25 protein-coding genes and 1 pseudogene are annotated in these 23170 nt (G+C 54.3%); 15 read left to right on the plus strand and 11 right to left on the minus strand.

The features are described 5' to 3' along the window. Positions 1-236 precede the first annotated feature (236 nt). A complete protein-coding gene (locus tag ACR0EL_RS10200) occupies positions 237-1121 on the minus strand; it encodes a DMT family transporter (protein ID WP_480499744.1) in 885 nt (294 codons plus the stop codon). Positions 1122-1339: 218 nt separating this feature from the next. Between ACR0EL_RS10200 and ACR0EL_RS10205 the strand changes: the two genes are divergently transcribed. From ACR0EL_RS10205 to ACR0EL_RS10215, 3 genes are read left to right on the plus strand one after another with little or no spacing between them, the layout of a single operon-like run. Beyond that, positions 1340-1711: a PadR family transcriptional regulator gene (locus ACR0EL_RS10205; protein ID WP_480499745.1), complete on the plus strand. Its 372-nt coding sequence runs from the start codon at positions 1340-1342 to the stop codon at positions 1709-1711. 51 nt (positions 1712-1762) lie between these two features. Beyond that, positions 1763-2428: a glutathione S-transferase family protein gene (locus ACR0EL_RS10210; RefSeq protein WP_480499746.1), complete on the plus strand. Its 666-nt coding sequence runs from the start codon at positions 1763-1765 to the stop codon at positions 2426-2428. Between the two features lie 12 nt (positions 2429-2440). Next, positions 2441-3658, plus strand: coding sequence for a MalY/PatB family protein (locus tag ACR0EL_RS10215; RefSeq protein ID WP_480499747.1), 1218 nt, complete (start codon positions 2441-2443; stop codon positions 3656-3658). Between the two features lie 106 nt (positions 3659-3764). Here the strand turns inward: ACR0EL_RS10215 and ACR0EL_RS10220 are convergent. Then, positions 3765-3907: pseudogene (locus ACR0EL_RS10220) on the minus strand (IS5/IS1182 family transposase); the annotation flags it as partial. A 146-nt stretch (positions 3908-4053) separates the two neighbouring features. On the opposite strand from ACR0EL_RS10220, the gene ACR0EL_RS10225 reads away from it, so the two are divergent. Further along, the gene (locus ACR0EL_RS10225) at positions 4054-5439 is read left to right on the plus strand and encodes an SLC5/6 family protein (protein ID WP_480499748.1); all 1386 of its coding nucleotides are present in this window, start codon (positions 4054-4056) and stop codon (positions 5437-5439) included. Positions 5440-5546: 107 nt separating this feature from the next. Here the strand turns inward: ACR0EL_RS10225 and ACR0EL_RS10230 are convergent, their stop codons facing one another. Together ACR0EL_RS10230 and ACR0EL_RS10235 are read right to left on the minus strand one after the other, a co-directional pair. Continuing rightward, positions 5547-6368, minus strand: a complete 822-nt coding sequence (locus ACR0EL_RS10230; RefSeq protein WP_480499749.1) for an alpha/beta fold hydrolase — start codon at positions 6366-6368, stop codon at positions 5547-5549. Between the two features lie 22 nt (positions 6369-6390). Continuing rightward, positions 6391-7065 carry a class I SAM-dependent methyltransferase gene (locus tag ACR0EL_RS10235; RefSeq protein WP_480499751.1) on the minus strand — a complete coding sequence of 225 codons (675 nt, stop codon included), beginning with the start codon at positions 7063-7065 and terminating at the stop codon, positions 6391-6393. A 159-nt stretch (positions 7066-7224) separates the two neighbouring features. Between ACR0EL_RS10235 and ACR0EL_RS10240 the strand changes: the two genes are divergently transcribed. From ACR0EL_RS10240 to ACR0EL_RS10265, 6 genes are all read left to right on the plus strand, one after another. Continuing rightward, positions 7225-8382, plus strand: coding sequence for an alpha/beta hydrolase (locus ACR0EL_RS10240; protein ID WP_480499752.1), 1158 nt, complete (start codon positions 7225-7227; stop codon positions 8380-8382). 259 nt (positions 8383-8641) lie between these two features. Beyond that, positions 8642-9088, plus strand: coding sequence for a DUF2141 domain-containing protein (locus ACR0EL_RS10245; protein ID WP_480499753.1), 447 nt, complete (start codon positions 8642-8644; stop codon positions 9086-9088). A gap of 46 nt (positions 9089-9134) precedes the next feature. Next, positions 9135-9683, plus strand: a complete 549-nt coding sequence (locus tag ACR0EL_RS10250) for a TetR/AcrR family transcriptional regulator (RefSeq protein WP_480499754.1) — start codon at positions 9135-9137, stop codon at positions 9681-9683. Beyond that, complete coding sequence (locus ACR0EL_RS10255; RefSeq protein WP_480499755.1) at positions 9680-9931, plus strand: hypothetical protein; 252 nt, start codon at positions 9680-9682, stop codon at positions 9929-9931. The genes ACR0EL_RS10250 and ACR0EL_RS10255 overlap by 4 nt, the downstream gene beginning before the upstream one ends. A gap of 12 nt (positions 9932-9943) precedes the next feature. Next, entirely contained in the window at positions 9944-11098 is a 1155-nt protein-coding gene (locus ACR0EL_RS10260; RefSeq protein ID WP_480499756.1) for an aromatic ring-hydroxylating oxygenase subunit alpha, read from the plus strand. Further along, positions 11095-12156, plus strand: coding sequence for a 2Fe-2S iron-sulfur cluster-binding protein (locus ACR0EL_RS10265; RefSeq protein ID WP_480499757.1), 1062 nt, complete (start codon positions 11095-11097; stop codon positions 12154-12156). The genes ACR0EL_RS10260 and ACR0EL_RS10265 overlap by 4 nt, the downstream gene beginning before the upstream one ends. A gap of 263 nt (positions 12157-12419) precedes the next feature. Here ACR0EL_RS10265 and ACR0EL_RS10270 read toward each other — a convergent pair whose 3' ends face one another. The 3 genes from ACR0EL_RS10270 to ACR0EL_RS10280 form a co-directional block, all read right to left on the minus strand. Continuing rightward, complete coding sequence (locus tag ACR0EL_RS10270; protein ID WP_480499758.1) at positions 12420-12653, minus strand: hypothetical protein; 234 nt, start codon at positions 12651-12653, stop codon at positions 12420-12422. A 979-nt stretch (positions 12654-13632) separates the two neighbouring features. Continuing rightward, positions 13633-14496, minus strand: coding sequence for a sterol desaturase family protein (locus ACR0EL_RS10275; protein WP_480499759.1), 864 nt, complete (start codon positions 14494-14496; stop codon positions 13633-13635). A 299-nt stretch (positions 14497-14795) separates the two neighbouring features. Then, positions 14796-15101, minus strand: a complete 306-nt coding sequence (locus ACR0EL_RS10280; protein WP_480499760.1) for a YciI family protein — start codon at positions 15099-15101, stop codon at positions 14796-14798. A 75-nt stretch (positions 15102-15176) separates the two neighbouring features. Between ACR0EL_RS10280 and ACR0EL_RS10285 the strand changes: the two genes are divergently transcribed. Together ACR0EL_RS10285 and ACR0EL_RS10290 are read left to right on the plus strand one after the other, a co-directional pair. Beyond that, positions 15177-15512, plus strand: coding sequence for a winged helix-turn-helix transcriptional regulator (locus ACR0EL_RS10285; protein ID WP_353009414.1), 336 nt, complete (start codon positions 15177-15179; stop codon positions 15510-15512). A gap of 76 nt (positions 15513-15588) precedes the next feature. Further along, positions 15589-16392 (plus strand): CPBP family glutamic-type intramembrane protease, encoded by an 804-nt coding sequence (locus tag ACR0EL_RS10290; RefSeq protein WP_480499761.1) that lies wholly within the window; start codon positions 15589-15591, stop codon positions 16390-16392. A gap of 67 nt (positions 16393-16459) precedes the next feature. Here the strand turns inward: ACR0EL_RS10290 and ACR0EL_RS10295 are convergent, their stop codons facing one another. The 4 genes from ACR0EL_RS10295 to ACR0EL_RS10310 all read right to left on the minus strand — a co-directional run bounded on the left by ACR0EL_RS10295 (position 16460) and on the right by ACR0EL_RS10310 (position 19962). Then, complete coding sequence (locus ACR0EL_RS10295; RefSeq protein ID WP_480499762.1) at positions 16460-17266, minus strand: SDR family NAD(P)-dependent oxidoreductase; 807 nt, start codon at positions 17264-17266, stop codon at positions 16460-16462. 12 nt (positions 17267-17278) lie between these two features. Next, on the minus strand, positions 17279-18244 hold the full coding sequence (locus ACR0EL_RS10300; RefSeq protein ID WP_480499763.1) for an LLM class oxidoreductase: 966 nt from the start codon (positions 18242-18244) through the stop codon (positions 17279-17281). Positions 18245-18267: 23 nt separating this feature from the next. Next, positions 18268-19047: a CmcJ/NvfI family oxidoreductase gene (locus tag ACR0EL_RS10305; RefSeq protein ID WP_480499765.1), complete on the minus strand. Its 780-nt coding sequence runs from the start codon at positions 19045-19047 to the stop codon at positions 18268-18270. Positions 19048-19116: 69 nt separating this feature from the next. Next, entirely contained in the window at positions 19117-19962 is an 846-nt protein-coding gene (locus tag ACR0EL_RS10310) for an enoyl-CoA hydratase/isomerase family protein (protein ID WP_480499766.1), read from the minus strand. A gap of 98 nt (positions 19963-20060) precedes the next feature. On the opposite strand from ACR0EL_RS10310, the gene ACR0EL_RS10315 reads away from it, so the two are divergent. The 3 genes from ACR0EL_RS10315 to ACR0EL_RS10325 all read left to right on the plus strand — a co-directional run bounded on the left by ACR0EL_RS10315 (position 20061) and on the right by ACR0EL_RS10325 (position 23144). Continuing rightward, entirely contained in the window at positions 20061-20969 is a 909-nt protein-coding gene (locus ACR0EL_RS10315; protein ID WP_480499767.1) for a LysR family transcriptional regulator, read from the plus strand. A gap of 281 nt (positions 20970-21250) precedes the next feature. Next, on the plus strand, positions 21251-22000 hold the full coding sequence (locus tag ACR0EL_RS10320; RefSeq protein WP_480499768.1) for a FadR/GntR family transcriptional regulator: 750 nt from the start codon (positions 21251-21253) through the stop codon (positions 21998-22000). Further along, on the plus strand, positions 21993-23144 hold the full coding sequence (locus tag ACR0EL_RS10325; protein ID WP_480499769.1) for an aminotransferase class I/II-fold pyridoxal phosphate-dependent enzyme: 1152 nt from the start codon (positions 21993-21995) through the stop codon (positions 23142-23144). The genes ACR0EL_RS10320 and ACR0EL_RS10325 overlap by 8 nt, the downstream gene beginning before the upstream one ends. Positions 23145-23170: the final 26 nt, after the last annotated feature.

Here is a 23170-nt window from a genome sequence, read left to right on the forward strand (position 1 = left end):
TGGCTACTCGCTATGATAGATGCCCGAAGGTCTTCCTCTCAGCCATTGCACTCGCAGCTACCGTCTTGTTCCGGCTGTAAATCAATGAGTCTGGAGCCTAGTTAACTGCTCTGCACCGAGGACCGCGGTGACAGCCCCAAAGACATCAGCGACAATCCGGCGATTATCAGGTTCAGGCCGGCAAGAAACGCCACTCCGCAATGTGGTGATCAGAGGTATTCCCAAATGCGCCTCACTCAGATTTTTTGGAACTTGCGTTTAGAGAAGCGTGAAAAAAGCCGCCCATCTGTTACTGCAAAGCCCAAAGCAATGATGGCAAATCCAATCCACGCATTTGGCTCCATCTGTTCACCAAGGAATGTAACACCAAGACCGATAGCGAACGGTGGGATCAGCAGCGTAACCAAAAGAAGGTTGGCGGCGCCGGCGCGCGCAAGGATCGCGAAATAGAGAACGTAAGCCAGTGCTGTCGATAGTGCGGCCATCCCAATGAGCGCCGCCCATACACCAGCAGACAGAGCGACGCTTGGAGGGCCATCGATCACCAGCACAATGGGGATCATAAGCGCTGTGCTGCCGATCAGCATGCCAAGTGCATTCACGAGCGGTGGTTGGCCTGACAGAGCAGTTCTGCCCCAGACACCGGCAAAAGCATAAGAGAGCGTCGCCCCAAGGATAGCCAGCTGTGCCAGATTGCTCGGATTGAACTCGGTCAATGCGCTTGGCCCCATAATGAATGCCACCCCTAATATACCTAGGGCAGCACCTGCTATTTTCTTCGGAGTCAGCGGCTCGTCCTTCAGAAGCAAACCCGCCACAACCGCTGCAAACACTGCCGTCGTTGCGTTGAGGATTGAGGCCAACCCGCTGTCGATCTGCGTTTGTCCCCAGAATATCAGCGAAAATGGGATGGCATTGTTGAGTGCCCCCATCACAAGACATGCGCTCCAAACCCGGGGGGTGCGTGGAACATACAATCCTTTGAACTTGACGATGAGTGCAAGAATTGGGACTGCCCAGATCACCCTATGCAACGTTATTGTAAGTGGTGGCACCTCAGACAGTGCAACCTCGCCAAAGAAGAAGGACCCGCCCCAAACAGCAGCGAGCAGAAGTAGCATGACGCTGGCTCTCAAATCCATCGTTGGTAGGGTTTGCGTTGTCATGTCTTACTTTTCCGTCACTAAAGTCTCAGCAACGGACTAACTTGGGCGGCCAGATACCGCGACCCGTATCTTGCGGAAAACGCCCAACTTAGGCTCATCGCCCCACGAAACTCGCAACCCCAGGGTATGCATTATCGCTTTACACATCGAAGGTCGATGTATATATGAGCGCCATGAGTAAAAAAGCTGAGACTCCTGATCTGACCAGCTCCGAGTACTGGAGCAATACGATCAAGATGAGCTTGTCCAAGTTTTTCATCCTGTGCGTTTTGCAGGATAAGGAGCTGCACGGCTATGACATCGCCAAAGAGGTTGAACGCCGCACCGAAGGGTGTTGTACGCCAAAAGAAGGCACGATCTATCCGGTGCTCAAACAGTTCATAGATGGCGGCTACGCGACATACGAAACTGAGGTTGTCTCTGGTCGTGAGCGGAAGATTTACGCTGTCACTGAAAAGGGCCGAAGGGCGTTTCAGGTTGCATTGGCAGAGTGGATGAAAATCACCTGCTGCTTGCAGGACTGTTCCTGCATAGCAGCAAAATAGGAAAAATTTTGACCCGGTACTTTGAGGGTCGATGCATCGAAAGGTAAAGTTATGAAAATCGTGAGCTTCAAAATCTGTCCATTTGTTCATCGCGTGACAGCCCTGCTGGAAGCCAAGAATATTCCCTATGAGCTGGAATTCATCAGCTTGAGCGACAAACCGCAGTGGTTCTTGGATATCTCACCCAATGGGCAGGTGCCTGTGTTGATCACAGAAGGTGGAGACGTGTTATTCGAGAGCGACGCGATATTCGAATATCTCGAAGAGTTGTATCCCGCTCTTCAGCCTGAGCTTTCGCTCGAACAGAAAGCCCATAACCGTGCCTGGGGTTATCTGGCGACAAAGAACTATCTGGTGCAGTGCGCGTCGCAACGTAGCGCCGATCAAGATGTGTTGATGGAACGCTGCGCCAAACTAGATCAGGCCTTTGACCGCATCGAAAAGCAGCTGGGCGACACACTATTCTTTTCTGGAGACACGATCAGCACCGTGGATGTATCCTGGCTCGTCTTGTTGCAGCGCGCGTCCATCATTGAGAAGTACAGTGGCTTCGACTTCATAGGCGACCGTCCGAAACTGAAGGTGTGGCAACAAAATCTGATGGGGTCCGGGTTGGCAGAAAAATCCGTTGCAGACGGGTTCGAGGACGATTTCAAGGCATTCTACCTGTCTGACCAAACTCATCTTGGCCGCGCGGCTGCGAAACTGGCGGCTTAAGGAATACCTCACATGAGCAAATTCGATCAGGCACCCGCCAAAACCGGCGACCACTTTGTGCGTCACAATCCCAAGTACCTGAACATGTTTTATGGCACAGATGATGTCACGCCCATGTGGGTGGCAGATATCGATCTCCCGATAGCTACACCGATCACGGAGGCTTTGCAATATGTCGCCAGCCGCGGCCAGTTCGCTTATGAATTCAACTCCGAAGGCATATTCGAGGCAATCTCAAATTGGCATAAACGCCGCAATGACCTGTCGTTAAATCCTCACAACTTCGTCCCCTTTCCCGGTGTGCTGACCGCCATTTCCCTGCTCATTCGCGAGTTGACCAATGAAGGCGACACCGTATTGATGCAGACACCGGCCTATCACCAGTTTGGCAAGGTCATCACCTCGGCTGGTCGGTCTTTGCTCAAATCCCCGTTGATCAGTTCGGACGGAGCCTATGAAATGGACTTCGCGGATCTCGAAGCGAAGCTAAGAGCGTTCGACGTGACCGCCATGCTGCTGTGCAATCCTCACAACCCGGTTGGCCGCGTTTGGCGCTCAGACGAACTAAAGAAAGTTGTTGAAATCGCCGACCGGCATAATGTGGCTATTATCAGCGACGAAATCCATGCCGACATCATCTACAAGGGCCATAAATTCACCAGCCTGAGCACCCTGGATGGGGATAGGCATGTTTCTGTCATCGGCTCTCCAGCCAAGACATTCGGCATGCAGAGTATTTCCAATGGTTACGTCTACACTAAAAATGAAGAAATCCTGAAGCGCATGAAAGCTTTGGAAGATGGCATGTATCTCGGCCATGGGAATGCCTTCACCACCTACGCCACCATTGCAGCATATGAAAAGGGTGATGCATGGCTGGATGAGCTTCTTGCTTACTTGCAAGGCACCGTCGACTGGATCGCAGACTTTGTTGCGGCTGAACTAACTACACTGAAAATGACGCCGGTCGAAGGCACCTACCAGATTTGGTTCGATTGCTCGGCAACAGGATTGGCGGAAGATGAGCTGAAAGCCAAGCTGGGCCAGGCTGGATTCGGCGCGACGCCGGGCACGTGGTTTGACCAGGACGCGACACAGTTCATTCGCATCAACATCGCAGCCCCGCGCAAAGACATCCAGGAAGCCTTCCGTGGATTCAAGGATGTTCTTGATGCGGCTGATCAGACCAGCGGGTCTATAAAGCCCTCTGCATCGAATGGCTGTTGCTAATGCTCTATTTGATGAAACCTGACCTTAGCGGTTGGCCGTGCAGATAGCCGCTTAGTGGGACAGAGCGCATTTTCGCCGTTGACGCGCGAATGTCAGGTTCCGGGCAATTCATCAGAACCCTGATGCCCGTGTAGTCGCTGATTTTCCTAGCGGATATTAGAAGCGTATCGGGCTTCCGAGACTATCGGTAACAGCATGCAACTTCGTGCTCATCCCGCCTTTGGTTTTCCCGATCAACCTGCCTCGCCCCCTATTTTAACCATATTGGTAGTTCCACAAACGCCGCCCTCCAAGAAGTTTGCGGCAGAACCTTCACACGCAACCTCACGCTCAATTGAATGGTCGTTGTCGCACCTGACTGCTAGCTGCGCCATAAGATAGCAGCGGGAGAGTCCATGCAAGTTTCTGCGATTATCGCCTTATTCGGCGTCGTCATTCTGGCAAGCCTCTGTGCCTCACCCCGACGTGCCTCGGTTTCTGGCTTCTTTGGTGGGACAACCAGCGAAGGTGCCGCACCGGGCTTGTGGATGTTGGTGCTGAGTCAGGTCACCACGTGGATTTTTGCCCGTTCGCTGATGAATTCTGCCATTCTGGGTTATTTCTACGGCATTGCGGGGGTGCTGGCCTATGCCGCCTATTACGGCTCTTTCCTGACCGGCGGCTTTGTGGTGCAACGGCTGCGCGCACGTGGTGCGCGGTCGGTTCAGGACTGGCTGCGCGACAGTTTTGGATCAACAGGAACGGGCTGCTATAACCTCGTGATCGCCCTAAGGCTTCTGTCCGAGGTCTTTGCCAATCTGATTGTGGTCGGCCTGATCTTTAGCGCGGTATCACCTGACAGCGCCAATATCGGCACCTATTCGGTCCTTGTGGTGGGCCTGTTGGCGCTGGCTTATTCGGCCTGGGGCGGGCTGAGTGCGGCGTTGCGGACGGATGTTCTGCAGATGGCGGTTTTTCTTGTGGTCTTTGCTGTGGCTTTCGTTTCACTGGTGCTCAGCCCCGGCTTTGATCTGGGTGCGGTACTGACGGCCAAAGGCACTTCGGGGCCGCACAATGGCTGGGTGTTGCTGGTCGTGGCCTTTCTGCAGGTCTTTTCCTATCCCGTGCATGACCCGGTCATGATGGATCGCGGGTTTCTTGCCGATCGCGACACAACCCGGAAAAGCTTCCTGCACGCGTTCTGGATTTCCTCGCTCTGTATCGTGGCCTTTGGGTTCTTTGGCATTCAGGCGGCTCTGGATGGTACGGCTTATGAGGGCGAGTTGATCGGCACCTGGGCACAATCCTTGCCGGGCTGGGTCTTTGTGGCGCTGTTGATTTCGCTGCTGGTGTCGGCTCTCTCGACGCTTGATTCCGCACTGTCTTCGGCTGCGCGGCTGGTGGTCGAGGAATTACGCCTGGCCCCCCGCAGCCTGACCGGCGGGCGCATTGCCATGGCCATGTTCGCAATCGCGGGTGCGGCGCTGACGCTCTGGGGTAACCAGACACTGTTTGATGCCGTCGCGGTCTCGGGCACCGCCTCGATGTTTTTGACACCGATCCTGCTGGCCGGACTTGTTGGTGGTCGACAGGTGGCGCTCTGGGCATATCTTGTCAGCTTTGCCATCGCCATGCTTGGCGCGATGGCTTACCTTTTCCGGGGGCAGGCCTTTGTGGCGCAGGTCCTTTATGATGGGCACAAATACGAGCAGCTTTTGCAGATTTGTGTCTGCGTGCTCGTCGTAGGATGCACCGCCGTCTGGATCGGATCGCAGCGCGCAGAGTCGCGGGCGAATAGCTGACCAGCGCAAGAGCTTGAACAACGGCCCCTCGCGGTCACTCAACCTATATCTCAGCTGCTGCGGTTGCAGCTCCCATTGCCGAGTTTAGCAGCGGCTGCAAAGTGAACTCATTTCATGAGACCCCGATTGAACACGCTGTCCATCCATTGCACGAAAGCCATCGGGTCTTTTGCAGGCCAAATGTGATCGGCTCGGGGAATTGGGTAACCGCGCACATTCGTGAGACCGGCGGCAGCTTTGCTTGGGATCGTCCAGGTATCCCCCGACTGTTCACCCCAGGCCACGTGAATCGACATAGGGAGCGCTTCAAGTTCAGTCGCTGTCACCGAAGCAAAGCGATGCTTGGCGCTGAGCAAAGGGATCAGCGTATGGGCATTGTCCAAACAAATCTGGCACAGGTCAGGTGGAAGCTCTCCGAATATGCCAGCTCCGCCCACAGCGCCGATAAAGGCCCTCAAGACTCCGACCTCGTCGTCTGCTGATGCGGCTTCCGTGACGGGTAAAAAGGTTTCCTGCATGCTTAATTGATGCGTTGCAACATCCAGGGGAGCACTGACGAGGCTTGTTGAGCTGGGCTCGTAAACCGCAACGCCCGAGATCAGGTCGGGTCTGTCGACGCTCAGGCGCAACGCGATGTTTGCGCCATAGGACCAACCCACAACAAAGACCGGGCCGCAATCGAGATTTTCGATGATGGAGGCAACGTCATCTGCGTGGTTTTTCTCGTTGAACTCCAACGTACTTGCTGGCCAGTCGAACTGCCCGAACCAGCGTAAGGTCGGAGCGATGCATCTGTACCGCTGCGACAGGTTCTGTACGTGAGGTTCCCAGATCCGGTGATCGCAGGCCGCGCCGTGGATGAACAAAATGGGTGCCCCGGCTCCGCGATCAATGCAGGGAAAACAGTCGGTTGATACGTGTATTGTCATGAAACTGACTCCGGTTAAGGGATTAGATAGACAGTTGAAGATCAGGGCCGGTCGGGCAACGATCAGGGCGTTCACCTGGCTTCAAGGGTCTCGCGTGCCCGGTTGTTTGCCATGCGATTGGAAATGGGACGCCACCCAATTTGCTGGTATCTGCATCGACACGAAACTTCGCACGGCGCAACGCGGTGGCCGCGCGGCGGTTCAACTGACAACCGCCAAGTAGAGAAGCCCAGGGGCGCTGTACGATATCCTGCACACGTGAAATCCAGGGCGTTGGCGCGCTGACATGTTCGCAAAACAGCACCTCGCCTTCTGGGCGCAGCACACGCCGGACCTCGCTCAGCACGGCTGATACGTCCTGAACGGTGCAAAGCGTATAGGTCAGCACCACGGTGTCGATACAGCCCTCCGCAAGTGGCATATCCTCACCGAAGCCCTGCACCAGTTCGACCGGAATGCTTGACTGATCAGCCAGTTTCCGTGCCATGTCCAAGCTGCTCTGGCAGGGGTCCAACCCGATGAGTTTCGTGACGCGACCCGCATCATAAAGCGGAATGTTCAGCCCCGTGCCAATGCCTAAATCAAGAACGACGCCTTGCGCCTTGGGAACGATGCGCTTGCGTTGCTCTTCAAAGGCGCGCGCGCCACAGCCGCAATCGACAATTCGGGGAAGGATATGTTTATTATAAAAAGACATGGTTTTGCTCTCTGCCAGGTGACGACGCAGAAACCATGTCGGGGATTGATGTTATGCACTTGGTGAAGTTCTGGAGAAGCAATGAAGAAACGCTGGATTTTCAGGTCTTTTGAACGCTTTGCGCAAGACCGCCCCACCGATGCTTGAGGTGAGAAGTCCATGATCTACACCTTTTCCAACTGCACTCTGGACATCGACCGGCGCACGTTGGTGCGCGATGAGGTCGCGCAGCATATAGAACCTCAGGTCTTTGATCTTTTGGTTCTTTTGGTTCAGGCCGAAGGGCGGACCGTCACCAAAGACGAGATCGTCGCGCAAATCTGGGGCGGGCGGGCGATCTCGGACGATGCGATTACTAGTCGAATCAAAAGCGCGCGAAAGGCCATCGGCGATAATGGACGCTCGCAGCGGTTTATTCGCACGCTACCGAAGATCGGGTATCGCTTTGACGGACAAGTGGATGCGCCATCCGCCGATCCTCAGCAACCCGCGCCCAACCTCGGCGATGAAATAAGCGCGCCCGAGATCGGCTATGTGACGGATCGAAAAGGCCGCTCTATTGGATATGCGGTGCACGGCGACGGCCCGCTAATCATACTCCCTCCGTTCTGGGTCACGGCGTCTGATCTGTGGCATGATCATCCGGAAATCCAGGAGTTCTTTCTGACCCTGGGTAAAGGGTTGTGCATATTGCGCTATGACCGACCGGGCTCTGGCCTCAGCCGTGATGCGTATCCAAACGAGACGCTGGAGGACGAGGTAACGCTACTTGAGGACGTGGTTACGGCGTTTGGCGCCGATCGTTGTTCGCTTCTGGCGATCTCGGCGGCGGGGCCTGTGGCCATCCGATACGCTGTGGCACACCCCACAAAGGTTGATCGCCTTTGTTTCTATGGCGCCTATGGATCGGGCAAGGATCTGGCCCCACCGGAATCGCAAGCCATGCTGCTGGCGCTGATCCGGCAACATTGGGGCGTCGGATCGCGCGCTCTTGCGGATATCTTCGTTCCCTCGGCAGATGCGGAAGACAGGCGTCGTTTTGCGGCCCAACAGCGCGCCGCTGCGGACCCGGAACAGGCCGCAGCGATGCTTGAGTTGAGTTGGACTATAGACGCAAAAAGTGAAGCCCCTAACGTCCAAGTCCCAACCCTTGTGCTACACCGTCAGGAGGATCGCGCCGTTCCAGTTGATCACGGGCGATGGCTGGCGCGATCGATCCAGTGCGCCCGGTTGCTACTTCTTCCTGGAGATGCCCACGCACCATGGTTTGGGCCGATGGATGTTGCGCGACAGGCCAATTCATTTTTACTAGGGTAGCTGTTCGTGTTCTAATCCGGTCCAATCCTACCATAAGCTCCGAATAAGCGAGCCTTCATGCGAGGCGTTGAATTTTGCGACAAGGGCTGGCTTCGGGCCTTGATTGGAAGGCAAATAGAAGGCCGCAAGGCGGGACAAAACAGGCATTGACGATGCTTCAACGAACGACTGCAACTCATGATGCAGTTTAACTATCACTATTGACAGTTAAGAGCGTCGCCCCTATTTGCTGTCAAGCTTGACAATTTATAGAAACACGATGCCTGCACGAAAGCTAGTGATCACCGCTGCTATTGGTTTGTCTTGCGCGCTGAGCGCATCTGCCTTGGCAGCTGAAACCGGTGCTCTAACCGCAAGTATTGACAGCATTTGCAACTTCAACTGTGTTTTGGTCGTTGCGGCTTTTTATGACGCCACCGCCTTCAAAGCGTTGGATGTCGCGAACGCAGCCGCCTTGGCCATCGTGCCTGCAAACGAAGGTCGCGTGTCGGTGACGTTCCATGATCTGCCAACCAGTTCATACGCAATTGCGGCCCTGCATGACGAAGACAGTGACGGCGATCTCGACCTCGACGGGGAAGCGCCGATAGAAGTGTACAGCTTTGCTTCCATGGGCGGTAGCGGGCTTCCCCCAAGGTTTGGCGATGCCCAAACCGTCGCGGGATCGAATGCGTCCGGAACGCTGTCGCTGCTTTACTGGAACTGAGATGGTTGGACGGCCGTCAAACCGTGATGATCGCTATGAGCAGGTCATGCAAGCTCTCATTCGTTGCGTGGCGCGCTATGGTGTAGAAGGCGCATCGCTTGCACAGATTGCTGAGGAAGCGGGGTTGAAGCGTCCGTTGGTGCGCCACCATCTTGGAAATCGTGAAGACATGATCGCCGCATTGCAGGATTATGTCTTTAGAGGCTTCTCCGTTCAAACGGAAGCGATGGTTGCCGCAGCACCCCCGACCGATGGGGCTAAGTGGCTTGTCGACATATTGTTTTCGGAAGCAGACGCATCGTCACCAGAATATGTGTTGGTTTTTGCGGCACTCACGGCACGTGCTGCCGAGGAAGCTGATCTTCAAGCCGAATGTCGAGGTGTCATTCTCGATTTTGAAGACGCAGTTTCAACCATTCTACAATCAGATTTTCCTGACGCCGATAACGATCTGTTGCAGGCAACGGCACATGGCATCGTCGCCGTTTATTTCAACGCAACATCCCTCGCTTCTTTGAGCATGTCTGCATCATGGAAAACGCGCGCAAAAGCGACTGCTCAGATGCTTCTCGACACATTGAATGACACAAAATGACCCGAGTTCGACTGTTGAACTATGCAACCTTCGTGATCCTAGTGGTCTCAACGGCCCTTGGATATCAAGCACTCTGGGGGCTCCTGTTTGTCTATTGGACGATCCCGAATTTCTACTCGGGCCATGCGTTTCTTTTGTCGGACGTGACCCGCGAAGAGGACCCGATCCTGTTTTGGCTAGTTCAGATTGCCTGGGTGGTCCTGGGCCTGCTGCTGATCGCTCTCGATTTCTTGCCACAAACCACCTGAGGAGGTCTGATCATGAAACCCATGCTGCATTTGCTGCCTGTTGAAGCGTACACCTCGCAGGAATGGTATGACCGCGAAATGCGCGACATCTTTTCTAAGACCTGGCGCTATGCCGGGTTCATGGAAGATGTCAGCGAACCGGGCCAGTACATCACAGTTCAAGCCGGCCTGAACAACATCTTTGTCGTGATGGGACGGGATCGCCGCCTGCGTGCCTTCCATAACATCTGTCGGCACCGTGGCACGCAGTTGATACGGGCGGTTGGTAAGACACAAAAGGCGCTGACGTGCCCCTATCACGACTGGACCTATGACCTTGAGGGCAACCTCGTGTCCGTTCCGGAGGAACAGGAAGAGTTTGGGCAGGTAGACAAGTCGTGCCTTGGTCTTAAGCCCGCAAAGGTCGATCTTTGGAAATCAATGATTTTTGTGCATCCCGATCCAGATGCGCCGTCAATTGCCGAATGGTTCGGCTCCACTGAACCGCATATTGGCCCGCATGTCCCTGAAGAGCTGGTCGAATACGAAGAGTTAAACACCAGCTATGAGATCAGGGCCAACTGGAAGGTGGTCGTTGAGAATTACATCGACGTTTATCACCTGAGCCATCTGCATTCGAACACGCTTCAAATGTATGACCACAAAGCTGCCAAGTACCATTGGGAAGGGCCTCACTACATGTTCTGGGAACCGCCCGTTGAAGCGTTCCTTGAAGATCAAGAAAACAAGCTAATCGCTCCGCGTGTGATCCCGGAAAACATGAACGGTGCTTGGGTGCCAATGCTGTTTCCCGGTATCGGCTTGGCGGGGTCGGAAGACGGTTGGAACGTCTTCATCATCGAACCGCTCGGCCCCGAATTGACGCGAGTGAGCAATCGTGGGCGCGTGTCCAACAGTTCAGGCTGGGAATTCGCAAAACAATCCATGAAGTCGTCCAATTTTTGGACGAAGTTCGGTTTGAGCGGCAAGTACGAAGCACATGACGCCATGAGCGACGACGACCCTATGGTTGCTGGTGACTTCACGGGGGAGGACGTCTATGCCTGCGAACAGCAGCAAAAATCTCTGAAGTCACCCTACTTCGAAACCGGCCCTGCATCGGTTGGGGAAAGCCCCGTGATTAACCATCAGAAAGTGGTTCTCGAATGGCTGGGAGAGGAGGTATGACGCGTGACTTTCACCCGCTAGCCGTTCTCGACATCCGCGAAGAAATCGGTGGCCTAGCGAAAACGGTCATGTTCGATGTACCTGAAGCCTTACGGGAGACCTTCGCGTGGCGTCCTGGCCAGCACCTTTCCTGCCGTTTCGTTGTTGATGGCGAAGAACAACGCCGCAGCTATTCGATTTCCTCTTCGCCTTTCACCGGTGATCCTCTGCGGATCACCGTGAAACGGGTCAAAGGAGGCGTCGTCAGCAACTACATCAATGACAAAGTGACAAAGGGCGACGTGATCGATGTCATGCCCCCTTTCGGTGGGTTTTGTCTTGATCCCAAGCAGGCCGCGCGCCGCACGCATTACTTCTTTGGCGCCGGCTCGGGCGTCACACCTCTTTATGCCATGCTCAGTTCAGTGATGGCTGCAGAACCCAATTCATTCGCTCACATGGCCTATGGCAACAACAATGAAAAAAGCATCCTGCTTAAGGACGAGTTGAACGGCGTTTGGACCGCCCATCCTGATCGAATGTCCATACACCACATCTTCTCAAATCCCGGTTGGTGGTCCAGCGCCGAGTATTGGCGCAAGGGCATTGTGGACAAGGACGCCATCGAAGCTTTGATCACGGAGAATCCGCCCTACGCTCAGGATGCCCAATACTATGTCTGTGGACCAGGCGGCATGAATAAGGCCGTGAAAACGGCGTTGATGTCGCTGGATGTGCCAGCAAGTCGTATCCACATGGAAAGTTATGGCGGGGCTGCTGAACTTGATACGAGCGTCGAAGGAGTAGCATCTTCGATGGAGCTGACATTCGGCGGAACCCAACATACCGTGAGCATTTCTCAGGGTCAGACCATATTGGAAGCGGCCAAGGCCGCAGGTTTGAAACCGCCTTTTTCTTGCCAATCAGGTGTGTGCGGAGCATGCCGTGCCAAGCTGGTCTCCGGCGATGTACATATGCAAGCTCGCATGGCGCTAGAAGACAATGACATTGCAAATGGTGCGATCCTGACCTGTCAGTCTTTGCCAACGACCAGCAAAGTGTCGGTCAGTTATGACTAGGGAATTCTCTAGCGAGGAAGCGGGGGCATTCTTTCTTACCAGTACCTCGGTCTCACCCTTGTTACGTGGCGCATCAGCTTCACGCTCGGTGCCCATGGTCAGGTGTTTTAGACTGATTTCTTATCGATCTGGTTTGTATCCCTAGCCGCACTCGCGGCGAGCCTCGTTGTTGGTAGAACTGCTGATGGGACGCGATATCTGACGTGGTGGGGTGCGCTGCTCCTCAGTCTGTCTACAATTTTCATGACCTCTGCAATCTGGTCCTACAATCCTGAGGCACTGCCGTACCTCTCTCTTCTATTGCTCCCAGCAATTCCGTACACACCGCTTACATTCTGGTATCTGTCGCCATACCCGAGGCCGCTGAGCTTCATAGCAAACAGCTTTTTAGATGGCTGGTCGCTGTAGTGGTTGTTGTGAATGTCATCAGCTTTATGGTCGGGAAATACAACTTCGCCTTCATGACGTGCGATGATTTCAGCATCGCAGGCGATCATCTGCCTGAAAACTGCTGACGCAGTTAGGAAGGTTACACGTTCTAGATTGCGCTGTTAAAACAGCTTGGATCGATAGAACTCACATTCAAGCTTGACGTAACATCGGTGGAAATGGGCTCGTTGTGGATACAAGAGGCAGTGCAGCGTTTGCTCGGGATCGTTTCAGCGCCAGATCGCAGACGGCCCAGAGCTGCCGTCCACTGGCTGGTCCCGATGCTGCAGTCGCAGTCCGCATTCCTGACATTTGCTGCAGACGCAACACTTCAACAGCGACGAACTATCAGTCGGCGGGACAAACCTTCCGTTGACGTTTTAGCTCAAGCGACCGCTTTGTGTATGAGAGCAGCCGTTCGAAAGTGAGAAAGCAACGGGAGCGAAGTCCGCAGATTGTGAGTTTGTCGCCTCTGTCTTTTGCAATTGCGGCGAAAGCCCGGAAAGCGGGTTGCGGCTGCAGCATCTGAAAGCCTCGCTCAAAGTCTGCTATGGGCCGCCTGTGAGAGCGGCCCGTTAACGTTAGATCTCTATCGCTTCCCCGGCCTATGTAAGTCTTTGAGTCGATCAAGTGCACTCCAGAGACATAACCAGGCTGGCAGTTGAATTAGGATTAGGTTCGTTGCAGCAATGAGATCGAGCGGCATACCTCTTTGAACAAAGATCCAGGCGTGGAAAAGCGCGTGCAAGATGGGCCAAAGGCTTGCGAATAGAGCGACATGCGGAGCGCGTGCACCATAGATCAGTCCGAGCCCGGACACGAGGTAGATCAAACCGATGTCGCGCACAAAGTGCGAGTTGAACGGGCCCATCATCGTAAGGCCGGGAACGGTCTCGTACCACCACATGGGGGCAAACCACATGGTAAACGCATTCACAACGTAGATGGTGCCAAATGAGCGAAGTATGAATAAATGCACTTAAACGGTCCTTTGATGACATTTTGCAGAACAATTTGATTTATAGTCTGGGGAGTTGCGACTCGACCTCATTGACAGCAGTCTTTTGCGAAGGGCCAGCAGATCTGCGGAAGCGTTTGGTTGGGCGGGGGATAGGATGGGCCGCCAAGGGACAATCCGATGATCGCAGGTTCGTTCTCATCTGACGGATGGTAGTAAGTTCCGAATATATGATCCCAAACAACGAACGCGCGACCAAAGTTGTGCATACCTTCATTGTAAGCCGCAGAGTGGTGCCAGCGGTGGACTGTGTTGGTGTTGAACAGATAGCTGAACATCCCGAACTGAAAGCCAACATTGGAATGCTGAAACAGCGTCACCGGCAAGGCGAGAGCGGAATAACCTAATATTGCTTCTTTCGAAAAGCCAAGAGCCAGGAGCGGAAGGAACATGATCAGATGGTTCAGAATATGGTTCAACGGATGAAACCGAAAGCCATTTAGAGTGTAAAGTCGTTCACTACTGTGATGCATCGCGTGTAGCGCCCAGAGCGGTTTGTATTTGTGATGAGCCCAATGGCTCGCCCAGGCCCCCAGCTCGATTAGCAATGTGGCAGCTGTAATTTGCGCCCAAAGTGGCCAGCCTAAAGTGGTGTTTGTGTTTGGCAACAGTGCAAGGATGACAAAAGGGGATAACCACTTTAGCGCGCTGTCAATGATCCCAAACACAACAACAAAGCTGCCGATGTCGCCGACTGTATCACCCGTGTCAATGTTCCAATCCCGGTGCAATGGGGCCAATCGCTCGATAACAAGCGAGAGGCCAATTAAAAACAGCGATGCGAGCCCTAAGTAGGTTTCTTGCAGCGGGTTGCCCAGCGTCCAAAGGAATATCCCTCCGACAAAGGCTAGAAGACTGAGGAGGAAGAGTTGGGACTTAAATTGAGAGATCACGACGTGAATTCTCCTTCAGATGTATGCTCGATTGTGCAGCAAAGCTGCGTCAGAACAGAGGTGATACCTTTAAGACTAGACAGATTAAGAGTGGTCAACGTGCACGGCCCGCTTGCATGGCGATGAATAACAGTACTCGTCTCCATCGCGTGTAATTGATGGGACAAGGTCGAGGGCGCGAGGTTCGTTTCCTCAGATAGCTTTCTTGCTGTGAGTCCTGCGGGGTTAGTGCTGTTTCGTTTCTGAGGAGTACGCCATCTAGGCTGGGATGGTTCAAAAAAGACAACCGTTTGAGCTCATCAGAAGTAACTCACCTCATCGCCCAACACTTCAGCATAAGTTTGAGCTGCCATAACGGGTTTGAACTCTGTGATTTCAAACTGGGCCAGCCCGGCAACAACGAGAGGGTCCTTTTGCAACAAGGCGAGCAGATCTGTCTGGTCGCGATGCGTCGACAAAATGAAACCTCCGGTTCTTGGTGACTTTGGTCCGCCAAACATCAGATTACCCTTAGCGTATTCGTCGACCATATGGTCGCGATGAGCTGCGGTTTTCTCGGGTGGGATACTGTTTGGATCGGTGAAAGTCATATCAACGAGGAACATTTTTTCTCCTTCTCATCGCATTAAATGAGCGCTACTATAATCGAAGCATCTAACCGCTACTAAAAGAGAAGCTAAATGGCAACCCCTCTTCCCGGCCTTCCCAGCAGAGGCTCTCATTCTGGTCAGCCGATCATGGCTCTGTTCGATCTTTTGGGGCGCAGATGGACGATGCGCCTGCTTTGGGAACTGCGCTCCGGCCCCAAGAGCTTTCGCGCTTTGCAAAAGGCCTGCGGAGGTGTGTCGCCTTCTGTTATGAACACGCGCTTGAAGGAGCTGCGGGCGAGCTTGCTCGTCGAGAACCAAAACGAAGGATACGTTCTGACATCGCTTGGCGATCATCTGATGAAGACCCTTGATCCATTGCGAGACTGGTCCAGGGATTGGGCGGCCGTTCTGGATGAGGGCGGCTAGCGCTGTGAGGTAGCCGTCAGGATCATCAGTTCTGGTCTGCAGATCTGGACCAACCCATCTTCTAAGGAGCCTCTACATGCGCGCGACAGGCCTAACAGCCAGCCTGCGAAACATCTCTATCTTTGTGTGTGGGGTCATGACACTTGCAACCCTGGGTGCCTTTTTGATTTTGCAAGGCATAGAAGCTGGTGGTCTGCTCTTTGTGCTTTCTCCCGCACTCATGGCTCTTGGCTTGCGCAGCTTTGGAGGGGATGGTTGGAGCGACGGTGCTATTGCACTAAATATCCACGGAAACGGTGGGGAATATCTGCGGCTGATATTGCTGTTTCCGGTTGCCTATTTCCTTGTGGGTTTGCTCGGCCAAATGTCAGGTGTGTTCAAGTTTGGCCCCGATACTGCTGGCCAGATCATTGCCGTCGCTGGGGCGCAGGCTATTCCACTATTTCTTTTTGCACTGGCCGAAGAGATCGGCTGGCGTGGATATCTCTATCCAAAGCTGAACGCATTGGGCATTTCTGCGGGTCGCCGTGATCTGATCATCACTTTGGTCTGGGCCAGCTGGCACATCCCTTACTTTGCCTTCGCGCAAAACTTCCATGGCTTACCCGTTTGGCAGTTTGCCGGGTTGTTTGTGCTGAGCATTTATGTGACGACCGTGATCTATGGCTATGTGCAAGAACGCACGCGCAGTATCTGGCCCATGGTCTTTTCTCATACAATCCTAGGTGTTCTTTCCGCACCCTTTGCCGATGCAAAACTAGCAACTGTGTCTCAGCAACCCTTTCTGGCGTTTCGGCCCGAAGCCATTGCAGTTATCTTGATACAGTTACTATTTTTGCTATGGCTTCGCGGCCGCCAACGTAAGTATAAGCGCAGCTAAGCCAGACGTCAGACCCGGCCCATCACAGGGGCTAGCCGACAATGGTCAATCATGAGATCTCTTCGAGTCACTTCGCGAAAAACCCATCTATCGCATCCATCACAGCCTTGGATTTCCCACGATCTTGCGCGTCCGGGTGCGGTGATGCGAATTTGCCTGAATCATTGTCAAAATACTGACCATTGGCATCGGCGAATTCCTCGGACAAAGCCGCCCGCGCAAGCACGTCTGCACCCTGAGAAACATCACCACCCGCAACGCCGAAGGCTTGTTTCACCATCTTGCTGCCGAGCATGGATCCCGGATTGACCGCAATGACAGTTGGGTCTTCACCGTCCGAAGCTAAAGCCATCTCGGATGACCACATGGTCAGCGCCAGCTTGCTTTGGGCATATGCAGCGCCCGCAGAGAGGGTGGACTCACCCAGTAGGGCGTCGATCTGAACGGGGGACTGTGCCGCCGAAGACAGGTTTACAACCCGAGACCCTCTGGCTGTACTAAGCAGAGTCCAAAGGCGTCTAGTCAGCAGGTATGGAGCGAGGGTGTTGACGGCAAATCGGGTATCCAGCCCATCAACCGTTCGCGTTACAGGGGTTTCGTATACACCTGCGTTGTTGATCAGCACATCAAGGCTTTGATGATCTGAGGCCACGGCCCGAGCCAAGTTTTCGACCTCTGCCATACGTGAGAGATCAGCAACATAGCTGTGAACAGGTCCGACTTGTCCTGAACGTGTCAAATCCATCTGTACAGCATTCAGTTTTTCAGAATTTCTCCCATGCAAAAGGGCAGTATGCCCAATCGCGGCGATAATGCGGGCCGTTGCCAGGCCAATGCCGTCGGTCGCGCCTGTGATGAGGATGGTCTTTGTCATCTTGTTTGTCCCTCAATGGGTGAACGCGGGTAGGACGTCTTCGGCCAACCGGTTCAGCGTGGTTGTCATGTCGGCCTGATTGAATCGCAAGTTGAGGGCAACGTGGTTGACCCCGACAGCCTCAAGCGATTTCAGATAGGCCACGAGATCAGGCGCATTCAATCGCAGGCCCAGATGAATGGGCTGCGGCGCGTAGCTGCCTTCACCCAGATCGATGTACAGCGGCTGCATCGCCGGTTGTTCGTCTCGGCCCGCGTCGACAGTGCGTGCACGCCAGTCCGCGATGATCTTTGCCTGCGTGGGTGTATCGCGCGGATAGAGCATCCAGCCATCGCCGTTTTGTGCGATCCACTCTGGAGATTGCTGACTGCCGCCGGTGATGAGCATAGGCAACCTGTTTCCAAATGGTTTGGGCAGCATGTCGATGGAGCCGTCCAGCACACCATGGCTGCCTTGGTGAACAGGAGACGGTTGGGCCGTATTGCGGATGTATCTGTAGGCGTCGCAGAACCGTTCACCGCGGTCGACAAAAGACATGTTCAGTGCTGGATACTCGTCAGGTCGGTCTCCTGATGCGATCCCTAGCAAAAGACGACCGCTTGACAGGACATCCACACTGGCTGCTGCCTTGGCCACATGTGCAGGGTGGCGTAGCGGCAGCACCGCGCTGGCCAAACCCAAAGCAATCGATTGCGTTTGACCGGCTAACATCCCGAGATACACCCACGGATCAAAGATTTGTCCGGCATCGCCAAAACTCGGCACGTTGAACGGGACGTCACGCAACCACACGGCTGCAAAGCCCAGTTCTTCGGCCAGCTTTACGCGGTCCAGTTGATCGCGCATAGTTGGGATGGCGCTGTCGGCATAGGCTTCCAGCGGCGCGACCAAGCCGACCGTCAGCTTGTCTTTCTGAAACACGGAATTGTAGGCCCGGTTGATAGTCGGGAAGGTCTCTTGTTGCGTCGTGTCGAGCATAAGGTTTCTCCTGCGTGAACCGGTCAATACCGAACCAGTGTGCGACTCTCGATGCTTTTGCGGATCACATGAACATTGCCATCCTCGACCAGATCAATCGCGCTATGTGCGATGGAGGGGAGGTTCTTGTTGTCGTAGATGTTGAAGAGTGCCACCTCATCCGGCGTCATCTTGGATTGATAGACCCATTCATGCGCGTCGTTTGCAGCAAGCCCCATGATGTGACCAAGACGATCCGGGTAAACCAGGTCGATCAGGATCCAATCCTCGTCCGCCACGCTTGACGGGCGCACAAACCCCAGCGGTGCGCTGTTGATCGGCGTCTCAACGGGCCGCCAGACATTGATGAACCCATAATGTCCTAAGCTCCATTCCGCTGCTTTGTCAGGCCCCAGAATGTCGACCAGGCGTTGTTGCGCACCTTGCGCACTGTAGTCACTATGTACATTGCGGGCGGGTTTTCGGTCAGAGTATGGATCGTCTACCCGCACGGTATGATCGAACACGATAACCTCTTTTGCCTCGACTTCCCGTTTGAGAAGTTCAGCCAATTCGCGATCATAGTCGGTTTTCCAGTGCTGATCTGCGGTAAACTTAGCTACCTGCGTCGGCTCTCGGACAAAGCTGACGCAATCCGTGGCGAACGTCACCGCAGTATGACCGTTGCGCACATCCCAGACGTTGATATCTGTCGCAATAAGCTCAGGTGAAATCAGCTTTCCAACCACACCTCCGGCGTCAATATGAAATGCCTGCCGTGTGTCGCGGTGAACATGATAATTGACGGTCCCAGTCCGTGGCATCTGCGCTATCCTGTGAGTTGATGTTTGCGCGTCAGGCCGGTTGTCAACCTGACGCTGCTGTGTTCGTGTTCACTTCACATCCTGAATGCCGATCACCAGATCGTTCCAGGCGCGCTGGTTTTCCATGTCGAATTGCGCACCGTTGTCATCGGCATATTGGAACCGCTTTTGCGCCGGTGTCTTGCTCATCGACTGATACAGCCAATAAGCCTCTTCCTTCAGCGCTTCGGCAATCGGCAGATCGACTGACGCATATACGGTTCGCTTGCAGGCCTCGATGGACTCGGCAGGGAACTGGGCTATCCGTTCAGCGAGGGCTTTGACATGATCCGCAATCTTGTCCGCATCAAGCGCTTTGTTGATCGTGCCGTAGGCTTCGGCCTGGTCAGCATCAAAATCCTGGGCGCCGAGAACGATCTCAAGTGCGCGACCCAGTCCAACCTGACGGGCCATGCGTGACGCGCCCCCACCACAGGGCAGGATGCCCATGCCGACTTCCATCTGCATGAACTTGGCCTTACCGCGTGCCGCAAATCGCATATCACAAGCCAAGGCAAACTCATGGCCTCCGCCACGCGCAAAGCCCTCGATCTGAGCGATGGTCGCCTGGGGCAACTTGCTGATCCGATCCAGTGTCGTTTGTAGATCCATCACCTCGACCTCAGCGCGATCCACCGCTGTGGTCGACATCTCCTTCAAGAAATTGGTATCAGCGTGCGCCACGAAGATCTCAGGATGCGCTGACTTGAATACGACGACCTTAATGTCGCGATCCCGTTCCAGCGCATCTGCCAGTTTGTTCAAGTCCTCTAGCATGGGCAAACCCTGAATGTTGACCGGGGGATAGTCGAAGGTCACCCAAGCAATTCCGTCTTGGGTAGATACGTTGAATGTTGTGAAGCCGTCGTACGCCATTAATGATCTCCTGTTTGCGATTAAAGCAAACATAGCTTCTTCATTTTTTGATGAAACAGCATATAAGTGAGTTCAGTACTCGCATTTTGGATATAATCATGGATCTTGAAAGTGTTCGCCTTTTTGTTCGGGCAGCGGAGAAGCTGAACATCAGTGAGGCAGGTCGCAGTCTCGGGTTAGCCCCTGCGGTTGCCAGCACGAGACTTGCCAAACTTGAGAAAAACCTCGGGTCTGATTTGTTGCACCGTTCGACACGCAAGGTCAGTCTTTCCACCGAGGGGGCCGAGTTTCTGCCTTTTGCCAGAGAACTTCTCGCACAGGAAAAAGCGGCACGCGCAGCCCTCGGACTGGAAACCTCCGAAGCCAGCGGCACTTTGCGGTTCACAGCCCCCAGCAGTTTCGCACAGATGTATATCGCGCCAATACTACCGGAGTTTCTGGACATCCATCCGAACATAAAGCTCGATTTGCACCTCTCCGACACTAAGGTCGGGCTGATTGAAGGCAGTTTTGATCTGTCATTGCGCAATTCTGCCTTGGAGGACTCTAGCCTCAAGACCCGCAAGTTGGCAGATGACCGCCGCATTCTTTGCGCGTCACCTAGTTACCTCCTCCGTCATGGCGCGCCGCAAGAGCCAATTGACCTTGAAGATCATGCGTTGATCGGGTTTCAGGACCAGTCTGCGCGCAACCTGAGAACTGCGGACGGAAAGACAGGCGTCTTTGATCCGCAATCGGCGGGCTGTCGGCTGGTGCTCAACAACGGGCTGAGCCAAAAAGCAGCTACAGTGGCAGGGGCTGGTATCTCCGTGAACTCAATGTGGAGCGTTCACGATGAAGTCCGCAAAGGCTCACTTGTCAGAGTGTTGCCGGAGTTCGATGTCGATGATCAATCTGTGTTGTGGCTGGTTTATCCAAAATCCAACGTGCTGACGGTTAAAGTCCGGGTGTTTATTGACTATCTGATCGAGAAGATCGGCAAATCGCCAGTGTGGGAGTTGGACTGAGTATTTGCAGATATTGGTTAGCAACGTCCGCATGCGTACCATCACTGCCCTTGGAGTATGGGCCGTCGCTGTTTGCGAATTTCATAAGTGGGTAACCATTTCTCCGAACACAGCTTTGAGCGCTTAAGAGACAAAAGCCTGTAAAAAGGGGCCTTCTGCCTCAGTTTTGATCCTACCACTACCTCCTGGACTGCCTTGGTAAAATAATGTCCGACATTACGGTATATTTTGTCCGACATTAAATGTATTGTTGTAGTTAACTTGATTCGGAGCCACCGCACGTGACAGAAAATTTGCCACCCCAGAAGCAAAGCGATGACGCAGGAAACTCGCTTAAGGAGCTGCCCTCCGGCAGCACCAGCCGGGATGTTCTGGATGCGCTGTCCTCGATGATTGATGCGGAAGGTCTAAAAATTGGCGACCGTCTGCCTCCGGAAGTGGACATTGCACGCCGGCTTGGAATTGGGCGGGCAAAAGTCCGCGAAGCGCTGACGAGTTGGCAGAACATGGGCATCGTTGTTCGCAACAAGAAAGCCGGAACACGATTGGCGGCCGAAGTGTCAGCAAATGCGATTCACCTTCCTCTGACATTGAAGCTTGAAGCAGAAAGCTTGTTGCGGACCCACGCTGTGCGACGTCCGTTGGAGATTGAAGCAGCAAGGCTGGCGGCGTTGAATTGTACCGAGGCGCAAGGGCGGTTGATTACAGCCCGCGTTGCCGAGCTTATAGCCACACATGCTGCCGGCGAGGATTGGCGTCAGGCTGACTACCGGTTCCACTCATCACTGCATGACGCTTGTGGAAACCCTCTGTTCGGGCAATTGATCCGTCAGATCCAGCAGGGGTTCAACGAGGTTTACGAAGCACCGTTCGGCCAGCCTCATTTGGGTCAGGCGACAATCCCGATACACACCCAGCTTGCCGAGGCGGTTGTCACCGGGAATGCAGAGGAAGCTGCTCGGATTGTCGGCGAGATCATGGATATGGTCGAAGCGGAAATTCTCCAGATCATGGAGAGCCAGAATGTCTGATCATAGAGACATCGCAACCCTGCTAGCAGCGGTACTGCCCGACTCTGAAGGGGCAGTGACACCTCCGATCGTTCAAACCTCGCTGTTTACGTTCGATAGCTACCAGTGTTTCGAAGACAGGATGGCGGGCCGATCGGATTCTGCAATTTACACGCGCGTGGAAAACCCAACCGTTGCGGCGTTTGAAAAACTTATGGCTCAAGCTGAGCAGGGGGAAGCAGCGGTTGGTTTCGCTTCCGGGATGGCGGCCATTTCTTCAACGCTCTTGGCATTCGTTAAACCCGGTGACCGGATCGCCTGCGTCGAGCATGTCTATCCGGATACATTCCGGTTTTTGGAGCGCATGTTGCGCCCCTTCGGGGTGCACATCGAATACCATGCACCGGAACGCTTTGAGAATGACCCGGATCTTCTTGCTGATGTGACGCTGGCCTATCTGGAAAGCCCTGGATCGGTCGTTTTTGAAGCAATGGATCTGCGTCGTGTCGCTGAACACGCCAAACGTCACAATGTGCTGACGATGATCGACAATTCCTGGGCCAGCCCGGTGTTTCAACACCCCCTCGCACTGGGCATCGATATCGTCATCCACTCAGCCTCGAAGTATATTTCGGGGCATTCGGACACGGTTGCGGGCGTGGTGGTCGCCTCCTTGGACCATATCGCCCGCATCCGTGATCTGACCCTACCCTTGCTCGGTGCAAAGCTGGCTCCTTTTGAAGCGTTCCTGCTGACGCGCGGCCTCAGGACTTTGAGTGCGCGCATGATGCAACATCAGTCGACGGCCAATATGTTCGTTGATCGCCTAGCAACTGTTCCACAAGTTCGACAGATCAATTCACCCGGCGCCAACGACGTTCCAGGGTTGTCGGGCCGGTCTGGCCTCATGTCAATCGAGTTCGATGACAGTGTCGATATCGCAAAGTTTTCCGATGCTCTGAGCCTGTTCCGCCTCGGCGTGAGCTGGGGTGGTTTCGAAAGCCTGATCCTGCCAGCGCGCGTTGGCTTGGCTCAGGCGGGCGAACAGAATTCAATGCAGAAATTTGGCGTCTCGCCCAATCTGGTGCGCCTGAATCTTGGGCTCGAGTCTGCTGACGATCTATGGGCCGATTTCGCATCAGCGCTCGAGAAAAGTACCGCTTAGAAATGCGATCCCAAGCAGAAATTAAA

It is taken from the genome of Ruegeria sp. AH12, from assembly GCF_056541465.1.